This is a genomic window from Pedobacter sp. T50_32, assembly GCF_057652195.1.
The window spans coordinates 252,995-277,046 of record NZ_JBYFBY010000002.1 but is presented as its reverse complement, the minus strand read 5'-3'; the positions used below and the strand labels follow the sequence as shown (position 1 = coordinate 277,046).

Here is a 24,052-nt window from a genome sequence, read left to right as displayed (position 1 = left end):
GCTGTTTCAATTTTAAACCGAAACAGCATCGTAAACCAAAACTTTCTCCCAAAGATGGCTGCAGTTTTTAATAAATTCTTGATGTATAGGGTGGTCTTGATAAATTTTTTGCCCTGCTAAATCATCAAAAAACATCAATTCAGAAACCGACCAGCTGTTATCAATAACTTCTCTTTTTTCGGTACTTGCAACCACACCAATATGGATGGCTTTAATACTTTCAATTTTTTTAAGTGTTTTCAATCCTGCTACTAATTTATCTCGGTCTGCTTTTGAAGAAGGATTTTTAAGCCAGAAAAATACATGATGTACAATCGGATGTTTGATGTCTTCTTTCGCTTGAGGAACTGCGTTTGCAACTAAAGTAGCTACCGATAAACTTGCTGTAGCAGCTATAAATTTTCTACGGTTTGTTTTATTCATGTTATTGGTGTTATCTTTCAAATTTAGCGATTATCAAAATAAAAAAAGGCTTCCCAATTTTAGGAAGCCTTTTTACTAGTTAATTTCTTTGTTAAAAGTGGAATTGTACACCTAATTTAGGAGCAAAAGTATTAGCTTCTAGACCAAAGCTGTTTGCTTTAACTTTTGCGCCAGATCCTTCAGCTTTTAATGTTGCATTTTCGTAACCTAAACCATTAACCGAGAATTCGATACCGATTTTTTTGTTAGGGAAGAATGCAAAACCTGGAGCAACGTTTACACCAATTGTAGTAGCTGTACCTAATTTTGCACCTGTATCACCATTTGCTTCTACATCTTTAACACTGCCAAAAGCCATAGGTACTGATAGTTGACCAAAGAATTTGAATTGATCTGTTAAATTCACGTAGTAACGACCAAAAGGAGCTACTCTGAAAGCTTCAGTTTGTGCACCATCGCTAACAGATTTGTCATAAGTATATCCTACACCAGTACCTATTGCAAAATTGTTTCCTACAAAATATCCAACGCTTGGTACTACGCTAAAGTTAACATCTGCTTTTGCAGCTCCGTCTACCTTAGTAGTGTTGAAACCAACGTTACCACCTAAAATAATTTTTCCTTTTTCTGTTTGTGCATTTGCACCAAATGTAATAGCTGCTACAGCTACTAGCGATAATAAAAGTTTTTTCATTTTTTAAAATATTTATGTGTTACAATAATGATCTTCTGACCATTTGACTAGTCTATTTTCAACTACTGTGCCTCGATGAAAGTTTGTCATGCGTGCCAAAATCCACGATTTTTGGATAATCAATTGATTAATAAATCGTTAATTTCAGGTTAATAAAATCGAAATTATACTGTCTTGACAAAACTAGTTTTTGGTGACAATAAGGTGATTTTTGGCCTTGCTTTGCTATTGCCGATTTGGCATTTCTTGGCAGTTATTGACATAAAAAAAGAGGCAGATTTTTGGTCTGCCTCTTTTGATATATGATAGAGTTGTGAATAGTCAACGCTTATTTGTCTTCATTCAAAAACACAAATTGATGGTCGAACATATCAAGTTTGATTTTACTGTCTTTATCCACTTTACCAGCTAGTATTTCCTTTGATAGTTCATTCAAAATACGTTTCTGAATTACTCTTTTTAATGGTCTTGCACCAAACTGAGGGTCGTAACCTAGTTCTGCTAACCAATCTAAAGCTTCAGTACTTGCCTTCATGGTAACTCCCATTTCTGCTAAAGTATCTTGAACATGTTTGAACTGCAAATCAACTATGTTTCTAATTTCGCTTCTTTGTAACGGCGTGAACATAATCAGCTCATCAATTCTGTTTAAAAACTCTGGACGAATGGTTTGTTTCAATAACTCGAATAACTCGTTTTTAGTTTTTGCTACAATGCTGTCTCTTTTATCTTCATCAAAATCTTTGAAGTTATCTTGAATTAAGTGCGAACCGATGTTCGAAGTCATAATGATGATGGTGTTCTTGAAATTTACCACACGACCTTTGTTATCAGTTAACCTTCCATCATCTAACACTTGCAATAAGATATTAAACACATCTGGATGTGCTTTTTCAATCTCATCTAGCAACACCACCGAATATGGTTTTCTACGCACTGCTTCAGTCAATTGCCCACCTTCATCGTAACCTACATATCCCGGAGGCGCTCCAATTAATCTAGAAACCGCATGACGTTCTTGATACTCGCTCATGTCAATTCTGGTCATGGCATTTTCATCGTTGAACAAAAACTCGGCTAAAGCTTTTGCCAATTCGGTTTTACCTACGCCAGTTGTACCTAAAAAAATGAAAGAACCGATGGGTTTACGTTTATCCTGCAAACCTGCACGAGAACGACGGATAGCATCTGAAATTGCTTCAATCGCTTCATCTTGACCTGCAACACGTTTGTGTAACTCTTGCTCTAGATTTAGCAGTTTTTCACGTTCGCTAGAAACCAATTTTGTTACTGGAATACCAGTCCAACGACCAACTACACCAGCAATATCATCTGCAGTTACTTCCTCTTTAAGCATGCGACTTTCGTTTTGTCTGCTTGCCAAATCAGCTTTTAACTTTTCAGCTTTATCCTGTGCTTCTTTGATTTTGCCATAACGTAATTCCGCTACCTTTCCGTAATCGCCTGCACGTTCTGCCTGTTCTGCTTCTAATTTATAAGCTTCAATCTGTTCAAGTTCTGTATTAACAGCGTCCACCAAATCCTTTTCACCTTGCCATTTTGCTTTAAATTCATCACGCTCTGCGGATAAATTGGCAATTTGAACACTCAGTTCTTTTACCTTGCTTTCATCTTTTTCACGTTTGATAGCCTCACGCTCAATTTCTAAACGCATAATCTCACGGTCTAAAGCATCTACGTTTTCAGGCACACTGTCCATCTCCATACGTAGTTTTGATGCAGCTTCATCCATTAAATCGATGGCTTTGTCTGGCAAGAAACGGTCTGCAATATAGCGTTGGCTCATTTCTACTGCAGCGATAATTGCTTCGTCTTTAATACGAACCTTATGGTGCGTTTCGTAACGTTCTTTTAACCCACGTAAAATCGAAATCGCATCTTGCGTATCAGGTTCTTCAACCATTACTTTCTGGAAACGACGCTCTAAAGCTTTGTCCTTTTCCAAGTATTTCTGATATTCATCTAAAGTGGTTGCACCAATTGCTCTCAATTCGCCACGGGCTAAGGCAGGTTTTAAGATGTTTGCGGCATCCATTGCACCTTCGCCGCCACCAGCACCAACTAAAGTGTGTATTTCATCAATGAAAAGTACAATTTCGCCATCGCTTTGCGTTACCTCTTTTACTACAGCTTTTAAACGCTCTTCAAACTCACCTTTATATTTTGCTCCCGCGATAAGCGCACCCATATCTAAAGAGTAAACCACTTTCGATTTTAGGTTTTCAGGAACATCACCTTTGATAATTCTAAAAGCAATACCTTCGGCAATAGCCGTTTTACCCACACCAGGCTCACCAATTAAAATAGGGTTGTTCTTCGTTCTACGAGATAAAATCTGAATAACTCGTCTAATTTCCTCATCACGACCAATTACTGGGTCTAACTTTCCGCTTTCGGCATATTCGTTCAGGTTGCGAGCATATTTCCCCAAAGCTTGGTAAGTAGCCTCAGCATTTTGGTCTGTAACTCGGTTATCTCCATGCAATTCGGTAATTGCTTTTTTGAGGTCTTTTTCGTTTACGCCTTGGTCTTTTAAAAGCTTAGATGTAGCATCATTTGCAGCTAAAATTCCTAAAAGGATATGCTCTACAGACACAAATTCATCCTTAAATTCTTTTAAGAAAGATTGCGCCTTTTGCAAAGCTGAATTAGCACTAGAAGATAAATAAATATTGCTGCCGCTTACTTTCGGGAACTTGGTTATATCGTCATCTAGCTTTTGGGTAAGTGTATTGAGGTGTACGTTTAATTTCTTTAAAACGTAGGAAATCACATTTTCATCAACCGTTAACAAGCCTTTAAGCAAATGAGCTGTTTCTATGGCCTGCTGCTGGTTGCCTTGTGCAATTTCAGAGGCTTTTTGTACAGCCTCTTGGGCTTTGATTGTAAAATTATTGAAGTTCATAATATCGTTTTTCCTTTTTGTTTAACCACAAAAACACGAAGAGTATAAAGACAATTGTGTCAAAATTATGGTTATTACGCTAAGGTCAAAACAGATGCCACGCAACAAAAGATTTCAAAATCGGAAATTTTGTCGTATGAAAACTTTTTAAACTGAATAATTGACTGATTTTAAGTTGGTTATACTGAAATTTTGTCGTGTTTATTTCTGAAAATGTACAATCCCAAAGTACAACCCGCCACAATTTGAGTTAACGAAACTGTTAAGATGATAAGATAGGTGTGTCCATCGTACATAAAAAAGTTTTTGAATTTTGTGTAGATTACCAATAGGTTCAACAACTCATCGATAATTGTAATCGCAGCTAAAATGATCAGTGTTTTGGTGAAAAGTTCTTTGAACACACTTAGATAAGGGTAGAATAATTTTGCAAAAACATAACTGATACCAGCAAAAAGGAGTGGGAAAAGCACGTACGAGTTTACTTTCCAAATTACTTGTGAAATTTCATCGAGCGAGTTTTTATAAAGCATATCTGTAGCTGCAACCACAGCAATGCCTAAGAGACGTACTACAACTAAGGATGCCAAACCGAAAAATATTTTCTTTGCAACTATTGTCGAAGCACTTTTCATGGCGAAGTAGCACTGCAGATATAGCGGAATGGCAATTGGCAAAAACAATAACTTATCTAAGGAAATGCCAAAAATTTCATCAGAGCCGCCAATAGTAAATATTGAAATGAGGTATACAATAAATGCCAAAAGGGTTAAAATGAATGAAATTATCCGCATTGCGGTATTTCTAAACCAAATAGTTAGGATAGAAAATACAAGGGCAAAAACTATTGAAAAGATGCCAAGCCCTACGAGTAGATACAATAAACCCATAATTCTATTTTATTAAATACGATGATAATGAATTTTAATCATTAGCTAGGTGCGAATTTAAAATTCGATAAATTTTTCCTTTAAAATGCCTGAAATGGGATGCGGTAATTCTACCTTTGCATTTCATCAATTTCAATGACGACTTACATTAAAAATTACTTTAAAGTTTACCAAGGCTTGTCTACACCTGCCTGGATGTTGGCTTTGGTAATGCTGGTTAATAGGAGTGGCGCCATGGTGGTGCCTTTTCTTGGAGTTTACATGGTGAAGCATTTAGGCTTCTCGTTGGAAAATGCTGGAATTTTGCTGAGTTGCTTTGGTATTGGTTCTGTTGTAGGTTCTTCTTTAGGTGGTTGGTTAACTGATAAGTTTGGACATTTTAAAGTGCAAATGTTCAGTCTATCGGGAATAGTACCGCTGTTTTTGCTGTTACCAAAGTTAACTACTATGCCATCATTAGCTGCGGGTATATTGGCACTGAGTATGGTGAGCGATATTCTTCGTCCGGCTAATTCGGTTTCTTTGGCTTATTATTCGAAACCCGAAAATGTAGTGAGGAGTTTTACCTTAAACAGGATGGCTTTAAACCTAGGTTTTTCCATTGGTCCGGCGTTAGGTGGCTTTTTAGCGGCTATTTCTTACGATTTTTTGTTCTACGGAAATGCTTTTGCGGCTACATTAGCGGCTATCATCTTCTTCGTTTATTTTAGGAACAAAAAGGGTAATGTGAAAGAGAAAGCAGATACAGAAGAAGCCATAATTCCTTATCAATCGCCTTATAAGGATGTGCCGTTTTTAGTTTTTACTTTACTGAGCATTTTATACGCTATATGTTTTTTCCAGTTGTTGAGTTCTTTACCGCTTTATTACCGCCAAGTTTATCACTTATCTGAAAAAAGTATTGGTGTAATTTTAGCTTACAGCGGCGTGGTAGTTTTTAGTTTGGAGATGCTGATAGTTCATATTGCAGAGCGAAGAACGACAGCGGCAAATGCGATTATAGTTGGTGTGGTTTGTTGCGGATTGGCCTTTGCATCACTGTTAATTGCTAATGGAATTTGGTTGTTGTACGTTTCGATGTTTATTCTCTGCGTTTCGGAAATGTTGGCTATGCCTTTTATGGCTACAGTAACTTTACAGCGTTCGAATATCAAAAATAGGGGAGCTTACATGGGGTTAAACTCGCTTTCATTATCTGCCGGATTGATTTTTGCGCCATATTTAGGAACTCAAATCGCTGCAAAGCATGGGTTTAATGTATTGTGGACTGGTACTGGGATTTTAATGTTGCTTACTGCAGCTGGTTTTTATTTTTTGATGAAGAGAATGAGGTTGAAGCTGGAGAGTGTTGATTAACCACAAAGGCACAAAGAACACAAAGAATTTATTAGCATGAGGAGTTTCTCTTTTAGTATTCATTGCCGTCGGTTTTAACCGACGGATAAGCATTTTGAAGGTTAGAATGTAAGCGATAAGCACAGAATTTTGTTAATTAAACCTGATAGGAGCGAAATACTTTTTGCTGTTGTCATCCTGAGCTTGTCGAAGGATTGTTTGTTAAGAAGTAAATGTTTCGACAAGCTCAACATGACCAGTTATGAATGGCAGTGCAAGCAAAAAGATTGGAGCGGATAGCGGGACAAAAAATCCGATGAAATGCTATTGTTGATTTTCAAAATATCTGAAGCAAAAAAAAGGAAGTCTTTTGAACTTCCTTGGTGGTTTTTAACCTAAAATTTCTTTTAATTTTTTGGTCTGATAATCTGCTAGTTTCTGGAGGGGACCAGCAGCTAACATTTTCATCATCATGTTTAAATCTGCCGAGATTATGTGTGTTGCGGTGGTAGTACCGTTTCCGTTGCCTTTTACAGACCACTGTAACGATAAATCGAACGGTGGTTTTTCTGTAGGTAAGGCTATTAGTTTCTCGTTTTCAACTCGTTCTGAGATGTGAATTGCTAATTTAGCCATATTTTGGATGGTAAAACTAGCAGTATCTGCAGTTGACGACCAGTTGTAAATATTCTCTGGCATCAATTGCTGATGGTTGTTTAAATCGGCTAGAAATTGGTAAACCTGTGCTACAGGCAAGTTAATTTCAGCGTTACTTTCAATGACTGTCATTTATATAGGTTGTTGTGTGGTTGCAGTTTAAACAGTTTCGCTTTTTCCCCATTCGGCAGGGTTTTCACGCCATTTGCTCAAGAACTCGATATCTGATTTAGCGATAATGGCATGCTCAGCAGCATACTCTATCAGCGCTTCGTAGTTAGAAAGTGTTGAGTATCTGCACTTAGCGGCTGCGAAATTATCATCAGCCTGTTGGAAACCGTAAGTGAAAATAGCTACTAAGCCTGCCACAGATAAACCTGCATTACGCAAGGCATCTACGGCTTGTAGGCTGCTTTTTCCAGTAGAAATTAAGTCTTCTATAACAACTACTCTCTGTCCTTCTACAATTTCGCCTTCAATTAAGCTGCCAGTGCCATGCTCTTTAGCTTTTGATCTTACATAAATGAAAGGTAAGCCTAATTCTTGAGCTACCAAAACACCTTGTGGAATACCAGCAGTTGCTACGCCAGCAATAACATCAACAGATCCGTATTCTTCTTGGATTAATTGTGCCAGTTTTTGGCGGATAAATGTTCTTACCGATGGATGAGATAAAGTTATGCGGTTATCACAGTAGATCGGCGATTTCCAACCAGATGCCCATGTAAATGGATTAGCAGGTTGTAATTTAATTGCTTTAATTTGTAATAAAAATTCAGCTACCTTTAATTCAATATCACTTTTATTATACATGGCGCAAAAATACAGAATTTATATTAACGATAACACTTTGTTTATAACTCATGAAATCCCCACACAAGTGGACAAAATTCAACAACTTGAGGCGGAAAATTTCGATTTTGAGACGTTTTATAAAAATCTGAGGAATAGTAAGAAGAAAAACTATTTGCTGCTAACTAAAAATCCTGATACTGCCTTTAAAAAAATTAAAAAGCAACTCGTTGTAATTAAGGCTGCTGGAGGTTTGGTTGTTAATGCTAAAGGCGATTTTCTGTTTATTTTTAGAAATAAAAAGTGGGATTTGCCCAAAGGGAAGGTTGATAAAGGTGAGAAAGTAAAAGATGCCGCGGTGAGGGAAGTTGAGGAAGAATGTGGCGTTAAAATAGAGAAACGTAAAGAACGTGTTTGCAAAACCTACCACGTTTATGAAATGAATGGTGAACTTATTTTGAAAAGAACAAGTTGGTACCACATGAGTGTGAAGGGAAATCCGAGATTAGTACCACAGGTAGAAGAGGGTATTACCGAAGCTGTTTGGGTAGCTCCACAAGAGGTAAAATCTAAAGTGAAAAACACCTATGCGTTAATCACAGATGTTTTGAAAGCGGAAGGGTTGATTTGAAATTAGTTCACTAGTTCATTAGGTTAATTGTTTAAACTGTTTAATTGGTTAACTGTGAACTGCTAACTACCTACTGAACTATTCTTCATCAATACTGTCTAAAATTAATTTAATTCGTTTTAGATATTTTCCGTAGCTCAATTTTGCCCATAATTCGGTAACAATGCCTATAACTAATATGGTTGCGGCAGCATTAATTGCGAGATACATAAAAGGTACTTTCTCCAACAACTTTGCTATTACATTTCCATTGATTAAAAAGAGCGCCACGCTAATAAATGAAAGGTAAATAAATGCCACAATGTAAGTATGTGCTTTATATAACTCGATATTTAGTTTCATCTCATGGTAAAACCACAATAGATTTTTTCTGCTGTCTAAACTTAGGTTATACGAATGTTTATAAAAGGTATAGAATTTGAAAAAGTAATAGGCGGTAAACCCACAAACAATTGAAAAAAATATAAGGTAAACCTGACCAAGCTCCTGTGAAAATCTTAAAATTTTGTGTGCAAAAGCCATTATTACCAAAGAGAATATTTGCCAGAAAAACTCATGCTTCATCTTTTTTCTGATACTATCAATTGGTGTACTCGCTTCCCTAACCTTTAGCATATTTTCAGAGACTTCATTTACATTAGCCTCATTTTCGTTCCATTGGTCTTTTAATTTATCAAAATTCATAGCCGTTCTTTTTAATAATTTGCTGTAATTTTTCTTTTGTTCGGTTTAATTTCACTCTAGCATTTACCTCGGTAATACCTAAGTTTTGCGCAATTTCTCGGTGCGATTGATTTTCTAGAAATAGAAATATCAGCGCTTTTTCTATCTGGTTTAGCTCTTGTACTGCTTTATATAGGTATGCGATTTTCTCTTCCTTGTCATCGCTGTCATTGTGGTCAGCAATTTCTATTTGCTCATTTAAACTAGCTTTACCAACCTTTCTATTTTCTTTTTTGAAGAAGAGAATAGCAGTGTTTAACGCCACCCGATACATCCATGTAGAAAACTTGCTAGTACCTTTAAAAGATGGGTAAGCTTTCCATAGTTGCATCACAATTTCCTGAAACAAATCTTCCTGATCTAGCGTATTATCCATATACATTTTAGCCACTTTATGGATAATACCTTTGTTATCGTTAATCTGTTGTAGAAATATTTTTTGCGTGTCGAGCATTTAATAGCTTTTCGTTGGGTATTGGGTTAAATTCAATCCATTAGTATCAAATATCGCTAAACGTTACAAGCTCAATTAAAAAATATTAAATTCTTGTTCCATTTTGCTTACAAGCAGTAAGCTATTTTTGAATTATTCGCCAAATAAAATTGTAATTTAGAGCGTTATTAATTTTATGAAAAAAATAGGTCAAATCTCTGCATTTGCTTTAATTACGTTTCTCACAATTTTTCTCGCTTGCAAAAAAGATGAGAATGAAGAAATTATCGATGTCCTTACATCAAAAACTTGGAAATTTGGCTTAAAGGATCTTAACGTTTCAACTAACCCCTCGGGAAATAATGCTTTATATGCCGTTCTTGAGTGTGAGCAAGATGACACTTTTACGTTTAGGGCAGATGGAAAGATGGTGAGGGCCTACGGTTCTAAAAAGTGTGATGGAAATACTGCTACAAATAAAACGATAGATTACACTTTTAATAAACAAACCAAAGAGTTAACAATTGATGGTGTAAAATATACTGTGGTAGAAGAAAATAAAACGCAGTTTAAATATTATGTAGTGGTACCAAATACTACTGGCTCAAATAATAGGATTTACTTGCTGCACTAACTAAAGAAAGGCCAACGCTTCTTTCGGTACAAACTGACTTACATCGCCGTTATTTCTCAAAATATCTCTCACAATGGTAGAACTGATGGCAGAATATTCTGGTCTGCTCAATAAAATGATGGTTTCTACTTCAGGCATCATCGTTTTATTGATTTGTGCAATGGCACGTTCGTACTCAAAATCTGATGCAGAGCGAATACCTCTAACCATATAAGTAGCACCAATTCTCTTTGCAAAATCTATGGTTAAACCTTGGTAGGTTTGTATTTCAACATTGGTATCGTTCACAAAAATGCTTTTCACTATTTCCTCCCTTTTTTCCGCTGATAGAAAATTTTGCTTAGAACTGTTCAGTCCAATACCAACTACAATTTTATCGAACAAAGGCAAGGACCTTTTCACAATGTCTACGTGGGCAATGGTAATTGGGTCAAATGAGCCAGGGAATAAAGCGATTTTCATGATTGGTAACGTTTATTGTTTGATTGCTGGATTGTTTTATTGTTTTTGGAAAGTTGAAATGTGCTCCCCTTTAGAGCTTGTCCCGACCATTCGGGAGGCTGGGGGTAAAAAAACTAAAAGAAGAATACCCGTATTTCCTTGTTTCTCTAAAGTTTGGCTGCTGGTCTAGTTTTAACATAGATGGATGCTCCACCACTAAAACGCCATTTTCTTTAAGTAATTGATGTTCTGCAACCAATTGTGGCAGCATTGGGATATTCGGTAAATCGTACGGTGGGTCTGCAAATATGATATCGTACTTTTCTGTATTTTGAGCTAGAAACTTAAAAGCATCAGCTTTGCGAATATCAATACTATTTAATTGATGTTTCTCTTTAACAGATTTTAGCCAAGCTACGCAGCCTGGATGTTTATCTACCGAGGTAATATTTCTTACATAGCGAGAAGCAAATTCAATGCTAATGCTTCCAGTTCCTGAGAAAATGTCTAAAACATCGCATTCGTCAAAATCGTAACTATTCAACAGAATGTTAAACAAAGCTTCTTTTGCCATATCTGTAGTTGGCCTAACGGGAAGTTTTGCTGGCGCCTGAAATTGCAAGCCTTTTAATTTACCACCAACTATCCGCATTGTTGTAGTGCAAGTAAACTGGTGTAATAATGAGCGGGCATATCATCCAAAATATTGGTGTCTAAATCTGTAGCTAGCACCAATAAATCTTTTTGGTCGAAATACTGTGAAAGGCAGTTCCATTTTTCATCACCCTCATGAATAATACCACAAACCTTAACTGCAGTTTGCGCTGTATTTACATTTAACTGGTTAACGATTAGCAAAAGGTAGTAAGTCAATTCTTCGATGTCTTCAAACTCGTAGCTCTGCATAAAAGCTACTTGCTGCTGTTTTACGTAAATCAACTGAAAAGAACCAACCGTAAAATCTATGATAAAAGCATCGTCTTTGATATTTGCCGCAAGCTCAATTAAACCAGCATTTTGTTGTAGTTTGACATTCTCTCCCCAATTTTCGTCAATTACTTTCTCAGCCGATGCTGGCACAGAAAAAATGGTATTGAAAGCTTGTTGTAGGGTAGGCTGTACATAAACATTGTTAGAATTTGCATCTACAAAATATTTGCTGTAAACCTTAACATCATCTTCGTTATAAAGCTCTTGAGGAACAAAAATTACGTTTGGTGTATGTGCGGCAACTTTTACATTTTTGTAATCAAGTTTTAAATAAGCATCCGTTTTTAAACGCTCATTTAATTTCTGATAACCGCTTTCGCATTCCTGTTCATCGTAAACAGCATGAACAAATTTTTTCTCGTTGTCGATAATGGCATAAGAGAAGGTGTCTGCACCTATTTTGACCAACAAGCTTAAGTTTGGGCTGTTCGCAGGTTCAAAGTCGGGGTCAATCAGTAAAATGCTGTTGTTATTCATGTATCAACAAAAATAGTTTTTTTATTTTAAAATGAATTTTTATTGCCACAGATGCACAGATGTTTTATCGAAAATTTAATTTAATTATAATACTTAAGCTCGATAATTTAGTCCAGATTAATAAAATCTGTGCATCTGTGGCATATTTTGCATCTTTGCAAGATGGATAAAGCCACCCTAATTGCACAATCGTATCCTTTTGCGCCTACCCAAGAACAATTGCAGTTTTGCCAACAAGCTGCTGCGTTTTTAAGTAGACCAAATGAAGATGCATGTTTTGTACTTAGAGGCTACGCGGGGACGGGAAAAACAACTTCGGTGGCGGCATTGGTATCGGCTTTGCCAAAGTTCGGATTGAAATCAGCTTTGCTGGCGCCAACGGGTAGGGCCGCCAAAGTAATGAGCAATTACACCGGTAAAAAAGCACTGACTATTCATAAGAAAATCTACCGTAAAAAGAGTGCGGTAAGTATGGATATGGTTTTTCAACTCGCTCCAAATTTGGCCACCAATACGGTTTTTATTGTAGATGAAGCTTCTATGATTGCTGATGATTGGAATTCGCAAAATGGCTCGTCTTTCTTGGGAGATTTGCTCGAGTTTGTTTTCCAACCATCGCCAGAAGGTTTGTCAAAAAATTGCTTCTTGCTTTTTGTGGGCGATACAGCGCAGCTTCCGCCAGTTGGAAGTACGGACAGCCCAGCTTTAAACCCCGAATATTTGAGCAGTAATTTTCAATTGGAGGTAACTGCGGTAGAATTAACAGAAGTTGTTCGTCAGGAGAAAAAATCAGGCATTTTAGCTAATGCGACCATGTTGCGCCAACTTATAGGTACTTACGAAGAAGAACCGGATATGCCTAAATTCATCACTAAAGGTTTTAAAGATATCTTTAGAATGACAGGCGTTAAATTTGTGGAAGGCTTGGAATACGCCTATGGAAAATACAGCCTCGAAAATTCTTTGGTGGTTTGTCGTTCAAATAAATCGGCCAATCTCTACAATAACCAAATTCGCTCACGTTTACTTTATAGAGATGAAGAATTAACTGGCGGAGATTACATAATGGTGGTGCGCAACAATTATTTTTGGTTGCCAGACGATAACGAAACTGCCTTTATTGCCAATGGCGATATGGCCAAAATCGTAAGAGTTCGTAGAGAGGAAGAACGTTATGGTTTTCGCTTTGCAGAAGTGACTTTAGAGTTGGTAGATTTTCCAGATGTTGGCGCAATTACCTGTAAAGTTTTGCTAGACACGCTACAAATTGAAAGTCCGAACTTGCCTTACGAAGCCAGTAAAAAACTTTATGAAGGTTTACTGTTAGATTACGAGCACATCACTAATAAAAAAGAACGATTGCAGGCTATCAAACAAGACCCTTATTACAATGCACTGCAAATTAAATTTGCCTACGCCGTAACTTGCCATAAAGCGCAGGGTGGGCAATGGGATGCTGTTTTTGTAGACCAAGGTTTCCTTACCGAAGATATGGTTGACCTTGACTTTATGCGTTGGCTTTACACGGCTGTAACCCGTGCCAAAAAAGAACTTTTCTTAGTGAATTTCAGTAAAGATTTATTTGCTGAAAAGATAGAAGAAGAGTATTAAGCTATCTTTAAAGGTAGTTGAATAGTGAATGTAGTGCCTTCGTTTTCTGCGCTACTTACAGATAATTCGCCACGATGTTGCTCAATAATTTTGTGGGAAATATGTAGCCCCAATCCAATAGATTTTTCGCCCATTAAACCTTTTCTACTCGCTTTAGAAAACTGATCGAAAACGTGTGCTTGTAAATCTAAAGGTATGCCGATGCCAAAATCCTTGACTTTAATGAAAACATTGTTTTTTAAGATACTTACATCAATAGAAATTGGCTTTTCAGAACCCGAAAACTTAAATGCGTTACTAATCAAATTATCTATCACACGCTCTAATTTAGACGCATTTACATGCATGTTTAAATCATCGTGTTCTTGGCTAAACTCGATTTTTCTAGTAGTATTAGCTTCCCATTTACTAATAATTCTGCTGATGTAGGGCTTCAGTAATATACTTTCTTTTAAAATTTCTGTTTGCTCCGTTTTTACTGCCTCAATTAAATCATTAATGATATTCTTTGCCTGTAAAGCGGCATTAGAAATCATTTTTATCTCTTTATTTTCATCATTTTCTAATAACAAAAGCTGACTTAAAGCATCGATATTATTTAGAGGGGCTCTTAAATCGTGTGCTACAAAAGAAAGTATTTCGCTCTTTTGGTTGTTTAACAGCAAAATTTCCTGATTTTTTTCTTCCAATTCTTTAATCTGCACAAAGTGCGATGATTTGAAATAATAACTGTATCTCGAAAAGCTAAGCAAAACTATTCCAAGTATTAATCCGGCAATAAAATTGATGATTTTTTGTTGGGTTGATATATCGGAGAACAATGTTGTGGCGAAGTAAACACCAACAATATAAGCCACAATAAATTTCATCTGTTTTATCTCCATTGTGAAGAATAAGCTTGTGGCAACAATGCCCACCAAAAATATGAATAGCGTATTTTTAGTGTTATACTGAGAAACAATATAACTGATATTGAAAGCCATAGTAAGAAAATAGGCTACAAAGACGAAAATGACAATTTTTTTTACCCAAGATTTGTGCCTCTGTTTGATAGCGTAAGTGCTTAAAATCAAAAAAATAGCACTTCCGAAAATTTGAAACCAATTGTTTAGAGAAAACTGTTGATAGCCTTGAATTAGCAGCACATCTTCTTTGAAGAACATAGAAATTATTCTTCCAATGCTACTAATGGCAAATAAAAAGCCACTTATTACTTTAACAGACCTTAGGTTGGTGGTGTCGGCGTGTTCGCTAAATTCTTTAAAAAATTTAGCAGGCGTTTGATATCTTAAAAATTTTAACAAGGCGTTGGTTTGAAAACAAAAATAGCAAAGCTTTATCTATTCACACCAAATAAGAATAAAATTAATACTTGTAACCGAAGATTTTAGCATCAAACGTATTAAATCCCAAATTTTGTACGCAAGCTTTCGCTGTTAGACCTACTCGAAGTTATCTTTTCGCCATTACTCATCACAAATATCAGGGCGCCATTAAATCCTCTTCTTATTTCTGTAATATGATTAGTGTTGATGATGTCGCTGCGATGTATGCGCAAAAAATCTTCTGGGAGTTTTGTTTCTAAAATCGATAGTGTGTAGTCTGTAAGATGTTTTTTGCCATCGTTGGCATGCAGAAATACATATTTTTCTTCCGCTTGGATATGAATAATATCGTCTATCTTAATTAATAAAATTCTATCTCCCAGCTTAACGGTCAGGATTTTTATGGTTGCTTTACCTTTAATTTGAAGTAATAAATCTTCAATGGCAATCGCTGGTTTCGCTAAATTAGTTTGCTTTAATTTATGGATGGTTTTATCCAATCTTTCCAGTTCAATGGGTTTAAGTAAGTAATCGATAGAACCTTCCTCAAAAGCTTTAATGGCATATTGGTCGTAAGCGGTAGTAAAAACCACTTTAGGCTGATTTTCGGTTAATTTAGCCAACATCTCAAAACCATTTAGTAAGGGCATTTCTATATCTAAAAACACTAAATCGGGTTGGTGCTGATTAATCATTTCCAAACCTTGTGCTCCGTTTTCAGCTTCAGCAATAATTTCTATCTCAGCATAGTTTGCCAAAAGTCGTTTTAAGCGTTGTCTTGCTAGTTGTTCGTCTTCAATAATAATGGTTTTCCAGGTCATACGCTTAAAGGAATAGTAATTTTGATATGCTTATTTGGTTGGTTAATTAATTCAATTTCGTGTTGCTCTGGATACAATAACGAAAGCTTGTCGAAAGTGCTCTGCAAACCATAACCGGCAACGAGCTCATCCGGAAATGGAACGCCATTATCTAGCACTACAATTTCTAACTTGTCGTTTTTCTGCATCACTTTCACTTCCAACAACCCATTTTCAAAAGTGTCTTTTAAACCGTGCTTCAAGGCATTTTCTACCAAAGGTTGCAGCAAAAACCTTGGGAAGTCAACGTGTGCGATGTTCTCATCCACCTCAATATTAAAGCTAATTCTATTCCCAAACCTTACTTTTTCAATCGCTAAGTAAGTATTTAAAATCTCGACTTCTTCCTTTAAACTGCAGAAGTTTTCCTGCTGAGAATTGATGCTGTACCTAAATAATTTCGACAGTTTAATGGTCATATCTTCTGCCTTATCGGGGTCTTCGTGAATTAAACTTGTAATGGCATTTAAAGCATTGTACAAAAAGTGCGGATTAATTTTCGATTGTAATGCCTGTAATTCTGCTTGTGTTTTCAGTTGGTTGATACGAATTAAATCAGCCTCTTTTGCTTTTAGCACACTCTCTGCATTACGCTTTTGAAGTAGGTAAAGAAGCATTAACGTGCCAGCAATCGTTACAATTACTGCATTAAATTTATACTCTCGCAAGTGGTTAAGAAATTCGTATGGAAAATCGTAGATGAATGAAATAATTACGTAACAAATTTCTACACCAACCACCATTCCTAATAAATTGCATAGGTAATAGAGTAAGATATATTGCCAAAAACGGCGGGTAAATCTTTCGCTGTATTTTTGAAAAACAGAGAAGATGTTTGAAATGCTCAAAGTGATAAACAAGCTAAACAGGATATTCAAAAATAAACGCTTAAAAGTAATTGGATTATTGCTAACCACCATTATCACTAAGGTTAAACAAATACCAACTAAAATACCAATGCCAGTATATTTAATATTCTGTTTAATGAATTTATTTTGTCGTAATTTTCTGAGGGTTATTGCCATTTGATACACGTAAAATTACAATATCAAATCAATTTAGCTAAAACAATTGATGGTGATAATGATGTTTTAAAGATGCAGAAATATACAGAGCTATTTGTTTCGAAAGCGACGAGCTGCATTTAGTAATGGTTTAAAAGTATAGAACGTGAGATGGTTGGTATTTGCATTTATTTTAATTTCGCAGAGCGATGAAAAAGCAGCCTAAATTTTATTTGCCGGTAGAAGAAGATGCCATCAAAGTGCCTCGTTTTGAAGAAAGTGCGGGTTTTTATACCACTAAGCAGCGAAGTAAAACGATGTCTAAAATCAAGGGCAGTAACAGTAAGCCCGAGCTTTTGTTGCGTAAAGCGCTTTGGAAAGAGCACATCAGATTTAGAATTCATCGTAAAGATTTACTGGGCAAACCAGATTTAGTTATAGAAAAGTACCAGCTAGCCATATTTATAGATGGCGATTTTTGGCATGGCTACGATTGGAAAAAGCGCAAACCTAAAACCAATCAGCAATTTTGGATACCAAAAATAGAACGTAACATGCAACGTGACCAATTTGTAAACAACGGCTTATTAGAAATGGGTTACGTAGTGATGCGTTTTTGGGAACATGAAATCAAGCAGAATTTAACAGCCTGCGTAAATCAGATTAAGTTGTATATGGAGGCAGCTAAAAAGGGGAGGATACCGGATAGGGAATAACAGGATGCATTAGAATGACCAATTATTAAGTAAATAACCAATCATCAATATCCAATAACCAAATAGTTAAAGCCATATCAAATCATCAAATATCGGCGTAATAAATCTGCGTACATCTGCGGGGAAAATCAATCGACAGTAAAAACCAATCATCAATATTTAATAACCAAATAGTTAAAGCCATATCAATCATCAAATATCTGCGGAATAAATCTGCGCACATTTGCGGGAAATATTTAATCTGCAATTTACTCAGTTAACCACTTAACCAAACGAAACAAAAAATTACTACATTTGTAACGTATGCTTTCTAAAAAGACCAAATACGCCATTAAAGCGCTAGTTGCGCTAGGTAAAAATCTAGACATGCCACCTATGCAAATCTCAAAAATTGCAGAGGAAGAGCGCATCCCAAAGAAATTTTTAGAGCAAATTCTTTTAGACCTAAGAAATGCAGGTTTCTTGTACAGTAAAAAAGGTGCTGGAGGTGGTTACAGCCTCAATAAAAAACCAGAAGACATCTATTTAGTACAGATTTTACGCTTAACAGATGGTCCTGTAGCAATGCTTCCATGTGCTAGTTTAAATTTTTATCACAAGTGTGATGAGTGTAAAGACGAAGTAACTTGCGGTATCAGAAGTGCATTTATTGATGTACGAGATGCAACACTTCAAATTTTAGGAGAAACTAGCATTGCAGACGTAATTGCTAGAGAGACTAACCTAAAAATAGAAATTTAAAATCGTTCTAAATAGTCTAGCTATTTTTAATACTTCCTTTTGTTTTTCAATGCTTTGAGATGATTTTCAATCATTTTAAGCCCCTTTAAAAATTTGAGTAAGCTTGCTCAAAAGAAACAAATCTTAAAATTAATTACTACTATTCCTATATACTTTATATATTTGACAGATGAAATTGGTAATTACATACTGTCTGATGCCACAATCAACCATGAACCACTGTTGCAAAACGAGGTAAAAGAAGTACGTATATCATTTTTTAAAGAAATTGAATAGGAATGCTTCTCCCACAAGAGAGGCATTTTTTGAATAAAGCACAACCAACACAACCAATGCAAAGTTTTAGAACAGAACTCGAAAACCCAATTGTAGAGCAAGATATCATCGACTTAGAGCGTAAGATAAAGGCTTTTCGAGATGGCACGATACACGAAGAAAAATTCCGTAGCCTGCGTTTAGCTCGTGGTGTTTATGGGCAACGCCAACCAGGTGTACAAATGGTACGTATTAAACTGCCGTTTGGAAAGGTGACGTTTAAGCAATTATTGCGAATTGCTGATGTAGCTGATGAATATGGAAGTGGAAATCTGCACTTAACCACTCGTCAGGATATCCAAATCCACTATGTGAGTTTAGATAGAACGCCAGAACTTTGGGCAGAATTGGAACGTGATGATATTACTTTGCGTGAGGCTTGTGGAAACACTGTGCGTAACGTAACTGCATCGCCAAATTCAGGGATAGATAAAGACGAACCATTCGATGTTTCTCCTTATGCACAGGCGGTTTTTGCGTATTTTCTGCGTAATCCAATCTGTCAAGAAATGGGTAGGAAGATTAAAATTTCTTTCTCTTCGAGCGATAAAGATACAGCTTACAGTTACATCCACGATTTAGGTTTTATCCCTAAAATCAACGAAAAAGGGGAGCGTGGTTTTAAGGTAATGTTTGCTGGTGGATTGGGAGCACAGCCATTTTTAGCAAGTGCAGTACACGATTTTTTACCAGAAGACCAGTTAATTCCTTTCACGGAAGCGGTTTTACGTGTTTTTGATAGACATGGCGAACGTAATAATAGAAACAAGGCACGCTTAAAGTATTTGGTTCAAAAACTTGGTTTAGAGGAAGTGCTTAATTTGGTAGCGGAAGAACGCACTGCAATTAAAGTAAAGACTTTCAAAATCGATTTAAATACAGTTCCGCAACCAGAGCCGCAATCTGTAAAAGAATATGCTGCTGTTGAAATTGCGAACGAAACGCATTACCAACATTGGTTGGCGACGAACGTTGTTGAACAAAAGCAGGAAGGTTTTTTCGGGGTTTACGTAAAAGTAACCATCGGTGATATCAAAACCGATAAAGCTAGAGCATTTGTGGAGGCGGTTAGACCACACATTGCTGACGAAATCAGAATTACACAGAACCAAGGTTTGTTATTGAAATTCGTGAGAAAAGAAGCCCTTCCATCATTATATGTAGCTTTAAACGAGTTAGGTTTTACAGCTTTAGGGTTTGATAGCTTGGCAGATATTACCACTTGTCCAGGTACAGATACTTGTAATTTGGGCATTTCTAACAGCATGACTTTAGCCGAAGTTTTGGAAGATGTCGTTTACCACGATTTCCCTGAATTTATCTATGAGAAAAACCTGAATATCAAGATTAGCGGTTGTATGAACTCTTGCGGTCAGCATGGTTTGGCAGAAATTGGTTTTCACGGCAGTTCGGTAAAAGCCGAAGGAAAAGTGGTGCCAGCGGTACAAGTAATGTTAGGTGGCGGAACTGTTGGTAATGGTTTTGGTCGTGTGGCAGAACGTGTGATTAAAGTGCCTTCAAAGCGTGCTACAAGCGTATTGCATTATTTGCTAAACGATTTTAAGGAGAACAATTTAGGGGAGGAAATCTTTCATCAATATTATGATAGAAAAGGCAAAGACCACTTTTATCAGTTATTGAAACCTTTGGCAGATTTAACCAATTTAAAATCGGAAGAGTTTGTAGACTGGGGACACGAAGAAACTTTTGTAACTGCCATTGGTGTAGGCGAATGTGCGGGCGTAGTGATTGATTTGGTAGCTACTTTATTGCTAGAAGCTGATGAGAAATTTGCTTGGGCTACGGCATCGTTAAACAACGGTTCTTATGCAGACGCCATTTATCATACTTATGCTACAATGGTTAATGCAGCTAAATCTTTATTGTTGGATAAAGGCGTAAATGCAAGCACACAAGCTGGCGTAATCAGAGAATTTGACGCTCATTATGTAGAAAGCGGCGAGTTCAATTTAGGTCAAAGCTTCGCTGATTTAGTACTTCAAATTAATAAGAATGAGCCATCAGAGGAATTTGCGAAAGCTTATTACGCACAAGCAGAAGAATTTTTAAACGGGATTAAAGCGAAACGAGCTACCGTATTAGCGAACTAGTAATGAATAAATGATAAAATGAGTAGAGGAGTAAATAGTTCTGAGAAGCTAGATTTAATCATTTTCTCATTCAATCATTCAAAATTTTAACAAAAATGAACAGACATATAGAACCAAGAGTAACCTTATTAGGCGCAGGTCCTGGAGACCCAGATTTGTTGACTTTAAAAGGTGTAAAAGCTTTGCAAACTGCAGATGTGGTATTGTATGATGCCTTAACTAACGAAGCTTTGTTAGAACACGCACCAGCGCAAGCCATCAAGGTTTATGTAGGTAAACGTTCGGGAGAGCACTCTCATTCTCAAGATGCCATTAATCAGCTAATGATTGATTACGCATTGAATTATGGTCATGTGGTGAGATTAAAAGGTGGCGACCCATTCGTGTTTGGTCGTGGTTACGAAGAGTTGGATTTTGCAGCGTCTTACAGCGTTCCTGTATCGGTTATTCCCGGTATTTCTAGTTCTATCGGCGTACCTGCTTTGCAACAAATTCCGGTAACGCACCGTGGTTTAAGCGAAAGTTTCTGGGTAATTACAGGTACAACCACTAACGGCGAAATCTCTAATGATATTTACCAAGCAGCCAATTCAAGTGCTACTGTGGTAATTTTGATGGGCTTAAAACAGTTATCAAAAATTGTGGAAGTGTTTAAAGCTGCAGGTAAACAACAATTGCCTGCTGCGGTGGTACAAAATGGTTCTACAGATACCGAAAAATTAGTAATTTCAACCGTGGAAAATATTGTAGCGAAGGTTGAAGAAGAGCAAATCAAAGCACCGGCTTTATTGATATTTGGCGAAGTGGTGTCCTTACATCCATCGTTTAAAAACGTAATTGCACAATATGCAGCCATCTCCTAATCGAAATATTGCAGAGGTTTTGCCAACAGGCGATGAGAACGTTGAGAACATCGGGGGCAACCAACTTTTTCCGGCTTTTATTAAGCTAAACGAGTTGCGTACTTTATTAATTGGTGCAGGAGAGGTTGGTTTGGAAAAATTGAGTGCAATCGTTAAAAATAGCACATCAGCGCAAGTTACTGTAGTTGCTAACGACGTAAATGATGCTGTTGCTGAAATTGCGGCATCAAACGCAAACGTTACCATCAAGCAAAAGGCTTTTTCGTCGGATGATTTAGAAGATGTAGATATTGTATTTGCTGCAACTAACGATAACGATTTTAACACCGAATTAAGAACTTTGGCGCATCAAAAAGGTTTGCTAATTAACGTTGCCGATAAACCAGAACTTTGCGATTTTTATTTAGGTTCAATAGTGCAAAAAGGCGATTTGAAGATTGCTATTTCTACCAATGGCAAATCGCCAACCATGGCAAAAAGGCTGAAAGAAATTTTAGACCAAGCTATTCCGCAAGAAATTGATAATTCTATTGGTCAGTTAAATCAGATTAGAAATAACCTAAACGGCGATATTAAGCATAAAGTGAAAGTGCTTAATGGCATTACAGCAACTTTTTTAGAGAAAGAGAAGAAGTTTAACGTTAAGAAAACCGTTATTTGGGTGCTATCAGTGCTAGCTACAATGGTGGTTGGACATATTTTCTTGTCGTTCATTCCGTTTGCTCAATTAGGCGATGTAGCCGTTGGTTTAGCTAACGAAGTAGATAGCACCATTCTTTATTTCATTTTAGGTGGACTTTTAGCACAGCTCGTAGATGGTGCTTTGGGAATGGCTTATGGCGTAAGTGCCACAACATTCTTGCTTTCGTTTGGTGTTACGCCTGCTGCGGCAAGTGCCAGTGTACACGCTTCAGAGATTTTTACCAGCGGTGTTTCTGGCTTGATGCACTTGCGTTTTGGCAATGTTCGTACAAAGTTGTTTAAAAAGCTATTACTACCGGGAATTATTGGAGCCATTGCAGGCGCTTACATTTTATCATCTTTAGAAAACTATGGAGATATTATTAAACCGATAGTGTCTGCTTATACTCTTTTTTTAGGGGTGAAGATTTTACTAAAAGCATTGTCTAAACCTAAAAAAACAAAACCTTTAAAGAGAATTGGTCCGTTGGCATTTATTGGCGCTTTCCTAGACTCTATCGGTGGCGGTGGTTGGGGCCCAATTGTAACTTCAACTTTAATTTCACGAGGTGGAAATCCTCGTTATACCATTGGTTCGGTAAACTTAACAGAGTTTTTCGTGACCTTGTCGAGTTCGCTAACCTTTATTATGATGATAGGTTTAACACATTGGCAAATTATTGTGGGTTTAATTTTAGGAGGATGTATTGCCGCACCATTTGGGGCATTGCTAACTAAACGATTGAATGCCAAAACCATTATGATTATGGTAGGTATCATCGTAATTATCGTGAGTTTGAGGACTATTTATATATTATTGAGTAGAGCAGAATGGTTGCAACTATAAAACAAGAATTAGAAGGGCTGGATGTTGTTGCAAAGCTTAAATATCTAGCCGAAAAACATGAGGGCAAAATTGTTTTCTCTACCAGTTTTGGTTGGGAAGACCAAGTGGTAACACATTTGATTTTCTCTAATAACATTCCAATTAAGGTTTTTACTTTGGAAACAGGAAGACTTTTTCCGGAGACTTATTACGTTTGGAACAGAACTTTGGAGATTTACCAAAAGCCTATTCATGCTTATTTTCCGCAGGGCGATTTGTTGCAAGACATGGTTGCCGCAAAAGGGCCAAGCAGCTTTTACGAAAGTGTAGAGAATAGAAAGGAATGTTGCTACATTAGAAAAATTGAGCCATTAAAAAGAGCTTTAGCTGGTAACGAAATTTGGATTACAGGTATTAGGGCCGACCAAAGCGCAAACCGAGAAGGAATGGAAGATGTAGAATGGGATGAAGGAAATCAGTTGTTTAAGTTCCACCCAATTTTTGATTGGACTTTGGAAGATGTTAAACAATACGTGAAGGATAACAACATTGTGTACAATACTTTGCACGATAAAGGTTTTCCCAGTATTGGCTGCGCACCTTGTACCAGAGCGGTAAGAGAAGGTGAAGATTTTAGAGCAGGCCGCTGGTGGTGGGAAGACCAAAGTAAGAAGGAGTGTGGGTTGCACGCTACTTCGTAGGGAACAGGTATCAGGAATAAGGTATCAGTCTTAGTGGCTAGGGATTAGGTTTTAGGAATTAGTTATGTCCATTCCCAAGCGCATTTCTCTCCATTTTAGGGGAGAACTGAAGTGAAACGGAGCTCATTGATACCTTTAGATAAAAATGTAAAAGTTATCAATAGATGCCGAAGGCAGAGAGGGGTCTATGTTTAACCTTTGAAACTTTGAGGGATGTCCCCTTTGGAGGGGGTAGGGGGAGGATTTCCGTTG

At 36.8% G+C, this 24,052-nt stretch carries 24 protein-coding genes; 10 read left to right on the top strand and 14 right to left on the bottom strand.

Features of this window, described 5'->3' with window-relative positions:
- Positions 1-12: 12 nt before the first annotated feature.
- From AC23ME_RS06570 to AC23ME_RS06555, 4 genes are all read right to left on the bottom strand, one after another.
- Positions 13-423, bottom strand: a complete 411-nt coding sequence (locus AC23ME_RS06570) for a Dabb family protein (protein WP_487726959.1) — start codon at positions 421-423, stop codon at positions 13-15.
- A 91-nt stretch (positions 424-514) separates the two neighbouring features.
- Positions 515-1,117, bottom strand: a complete 603-nt coding sequence (locus AC23ME_RS06565; protein ID WP_487726958.1) for an outer membrane beta-barrel protein — start codon at positions 1,115-1,117, stop codon at positions 515-517.
- A gap of 328 nt (positions 1,118-1,445) precedes the next feature.
- Positions 1,446-4,043: an ATP-dependent chaperone ClpB gene (gene clpB, locus AC23ME_RS06560; protein ID WP_487726957.1), complete on the bottom strand. Its 2,598-nt coding sequence runs from the start codon at positions 4,041-4,043 to the stop codon at positions 1,446-1,448.
- Positions 4,044-4,222: 179 nt separating this feature from the next.
- Positions 4,223-4,837: a hypothetical protein gene (locus AC23ME_RS06555; protein WP_487726956.1), complete on the bottom strand. Its 615-nt coding sequence runs from the start codon at positions 4,835-4,837 to the stop codon at positions 4,223-4,225.
- Between the two features lie 231 nt (positions 4,838-5,068).
- On the opposite strand from AC23ME_RS06555, the gene AC23ME_RS06550 reads away from it, so the two are divergent.
- Positions 5,069-6,289, top strand: coding sequence for an MFS transporter (locus AC23ME_RS06550; protein WP_487726955.1), 1,221 nt, complete (start codon positions 5,069-5,071; stop codon positions 6,287-6,289).
- A gap of 369 nt (positions 6,290-6,658) precedes the next feature.
- Here the strand turns inward: AC23ME_RS06550 and AC23ME_RS06545 are convergent, their stop codons facing one another.
- Complete coding sequence (locus tag AC23ME_RS06545; protein ID WP_487726954.1) at positions 6,659-7,057, bottom strand: SRPBCC family protein; 399 nt, start codon at positions 7,055-7,057, stop codon at positions 6,659-6,661.
- 27 nt (positions 7,058-7,084) lie between these two features.
- Positions 7,085-7,738, bottom strand: a complete 654-nt coding sequence (gene pyrE / locus AC23ME_RS06540) for an orotate phosphoribosyltransferase (protein WP_487726953.1) — start codon at positions 7,736-7,738, stop codon at positions 7,085-7,087.
- Between pyrE and AC23ME_RS06535 the strand changes: the two genes are divergently transcribed.
- The gene (locus AC23ME_RS06535) at positions 7,737-8,348 is read left to right on the top strand and encodes an NUDIX hydrolase (protein WP_487726952.1); all 612 of its coding nucleotides are present in this window, start codon (positions 7,737-7,739) and stop codon (positions 8,346-8,348) included. The two genes, pyrE and AC23ME_RS06535, sit on opposite strands and share 2 nt — an antisense overlap.
- Before the next feature lie 78 nt (positions 8,349-8,426).
- On the opposite strand, the gene AC23ME_RS06530 is transcribed toward AC23ME_RS06535, so the two are convergent.
- On the bottom strand, positions 8,427-9,032 hold the full coding sequence (locus AC23ME_RS06530) for a hypothetical protein (RefSeq protein ID WP_487726951.1): 606 nt from the start codon (positions 9,030-9,032) through the stop codon (positions 8,427-8,429).
- Positions 9,022-9,525, bottom strand: coding sequence for an RNA polymerase sigma factor (locus tag AC23ME_RS06525; protein ID WP_487726950.1), 504 nt, complete (start codon positions 9,523-9,525; stop codon positions 9,022-9,024). Before AC23ME_RS06525 ends, AC23ME_RS06530 begins: the two co-directional genes overlap by 11 nt.
- 175 nt (positions 9,526-9,700) lie before the next feature.
- Here AC23ME_RS06525 and AC23ME_RS06520 point away from each other — a divergent pair, with 175 nt between their 5' ends.
- A complete protein-coding gene (locus AC23ME_RS06520) occupies positions 9,701-10,138 on the top strand; it encodes a hypothetical protein (RefSeq protein WP_487726949.1) in 438 nt (145 codons plus the stop codon).
- Here AC23ME_RS06520 and coaD read toward each other — a convergent pair whose 3' ends face one another.
- From coaD to AC23ME_RS06505, 3 genes are all read right to left on the bottom strand, one after another.
- Complete coding sequence (gene coaD / locus AC23ME_RS06515; protein WP_487726948.1) at positions 10,139-10,600, bottom strand: pantetheine-phosphate adenylyltransferase; 462 nt, start codon at positions 10,598-10,600, stop codon at positions 10,139-10,141.
- A 70-nt stretch (positions 10,601-10,670) separates the two neighbouring features.
- Positions 10,671-11,231: an RsmD family RNA methyltransferase gene (locus AC23ME_RS06510; protein ID WP_487726947.1), complete on the bottom strand. Its 561-nt coding sequence runs from the start codon at positions 11,229-11,231 to the stop codon at positions 10,671-10,673.
- On the bottom strand, positions 11,222-12,046 hold the full coding sequence (locus AC23ME_RS06505; protein ID WP_487726946.1) for a DUF3822 family protein: 825 nt from the start codon (positions 12,044-12,046) through the stop codon (positions 11,222-11,224). The genes AC23ME_RS06510 and AC23ME_RS06505 overlap by 10 nt, the downstream gene beginning before the upstream one ends.
- 162 nt (positions 12,047-12,208) lie before the next feature.
- Here AC23ME_RS06505 and AC23ME_RS06500 point away from each other — a divergent pair, with 162 nt between their 5' ends.
- Positions 12,209-13,657, top strand: coding sequence for an ATP-dependent DNA helicase (locus tag AC23ME_RS06500; RefSeq protein WP_487726945.1), 1,449 nt, complete (start codon positions 12,209-12,211; stop codon positions 13,655-13,657).
- On the opposite strand, the gene AC23ME_RS06495 is transcribed toward AC23ME_RS06500, so the two are convergent.
- The 3 genes from AC23ME_RS06495 to AC23ME_RS06485 form a co-directional block, all read right to left on the bottom strand.
- Positions 13,654-14,961 carry a sensor histidine kinase gene (locus AC23ME_RS06495; RefSeq protein ID WP_487726944.1) on the bottom strand — a complete coding sequence of 436 codons (1,308 nt, stop codon included), beginning with the start codon at positions 14,959-14,961 and terminating at the stop codon, positions 13,654-13,656. The genes AC23ME_RS06500 and AC23ME_RS06495 overlap by 4 nt on opposite strands.
- Positions 14,962-15,059: 98 nt before the next feature.
- Positions 15,060-15,803 (bottom strand): LytR/AlgR family response regulator transcription factor, encoded by a 744-nt coding sequence (locus AC23ME_RS06490; protein ID WP_487726943.1) that lies wholly within the window; start codon positions 15,801-15,803, stop codon positions 15,060-15,062.
- Complete coding sequence (locus AC23ME_RS06485) at positions 15,800-16,867, bottom strand: sensor histidine kinase (RefSeq protein ID WP_487726942.1); 1,068 nt, start codon at positions 16,865-16,867, stop codon at positions 15,800-15,802. The genes AC23ME_RS06490 and AC23ME_RS06485 overlap by 4 nt, the downstream gene beginning before the upstream one ends.
- Positions 16,868-17,055: 188 nt before the next feature.
- Between AC23ME_RS06485 and AC23ME_RS06480 the strand changes: the two genes are divergently transcribed.
- From AC23ME_RS06480 to AC23ME_RS06455, 6 genes are all read left to right on the top strand, one after another.
- Complete coding sequence (locus tag AC23ME_RS06480) at positions 17,056-17,562, top strand: very short patch repair endonuclease (protein ID WP_487726941.1); 507 nt, start codon at positions 17,056-17,058, stop codon at positions 17,560-17,562.
- A gap of 303 nt (positions 17,563-17,865) precedes the next feature.
- The gene (locus AC23ME_RS06475; protein ID WP_487726940.1) at positions 17,866-18,303 is read left to right on the top strand and encodes an RrF2 family transcriptional regulator; all 438 of its coding nucleotides are present in this window, start codon (positions 17,866-17,868) and stop codon (positions 18,301-18,303) included.
- 332 nt (positions 18,304-18,635) lie between these two features.
- On the top strand, positions 18,636-20,729 hold the full coding sequence (locus AC23ME_RS06470) for a HEPN domain-containing protein (protein WP_487726939.1): 2,094 nt from the start codon (positions 18,636-18,638) through the stop codon (positions 20,727-20,729).
- A 95-nt stretch (positions 20,730-20,824) separates the two neighbouring features.
- Positions 20,825-21,592, top strand: a complete 768-nt coding sequence (gene cobA / locus AC23ME_RS06465; RefSeq protein WP_487726938.1) for a uroporphyrinogen-III C-methyltransferase — start codon at positions 20,825-20,827, stop codon at positions 21,590-21,592.
- Entirely contained in the window at positions 21,576-23,120 is a 1,545-nt protein-coding gene (locus tag AC23ME_RS06460; RefSeq protein ID WP_487726937.1) for a TSUP family transporter, read from the top strand. Before cobA ends, AC23ME_RS06460 begins: the two co-directional genes overlap by 17 nt.
- The gene (locus tag AC23ME_RS06455) at positions 23,105-23,800 is read left to right on the top strand and encodes a phosphoadenylyl-sulfate reductase (protein WP_487726936.1); all 696 of its coding nucleotides are present in this window, start codon (positions 23,105-23,107) and stop codon (positions 23,798-23,800) included. Before AC23ME_RS06460 ends, AC23ME_RS06455 begins: the two co-directional genes overlap by 16 nt.
- Positions 23,801-24,052 lie beyond the last annotated feature (252 nt).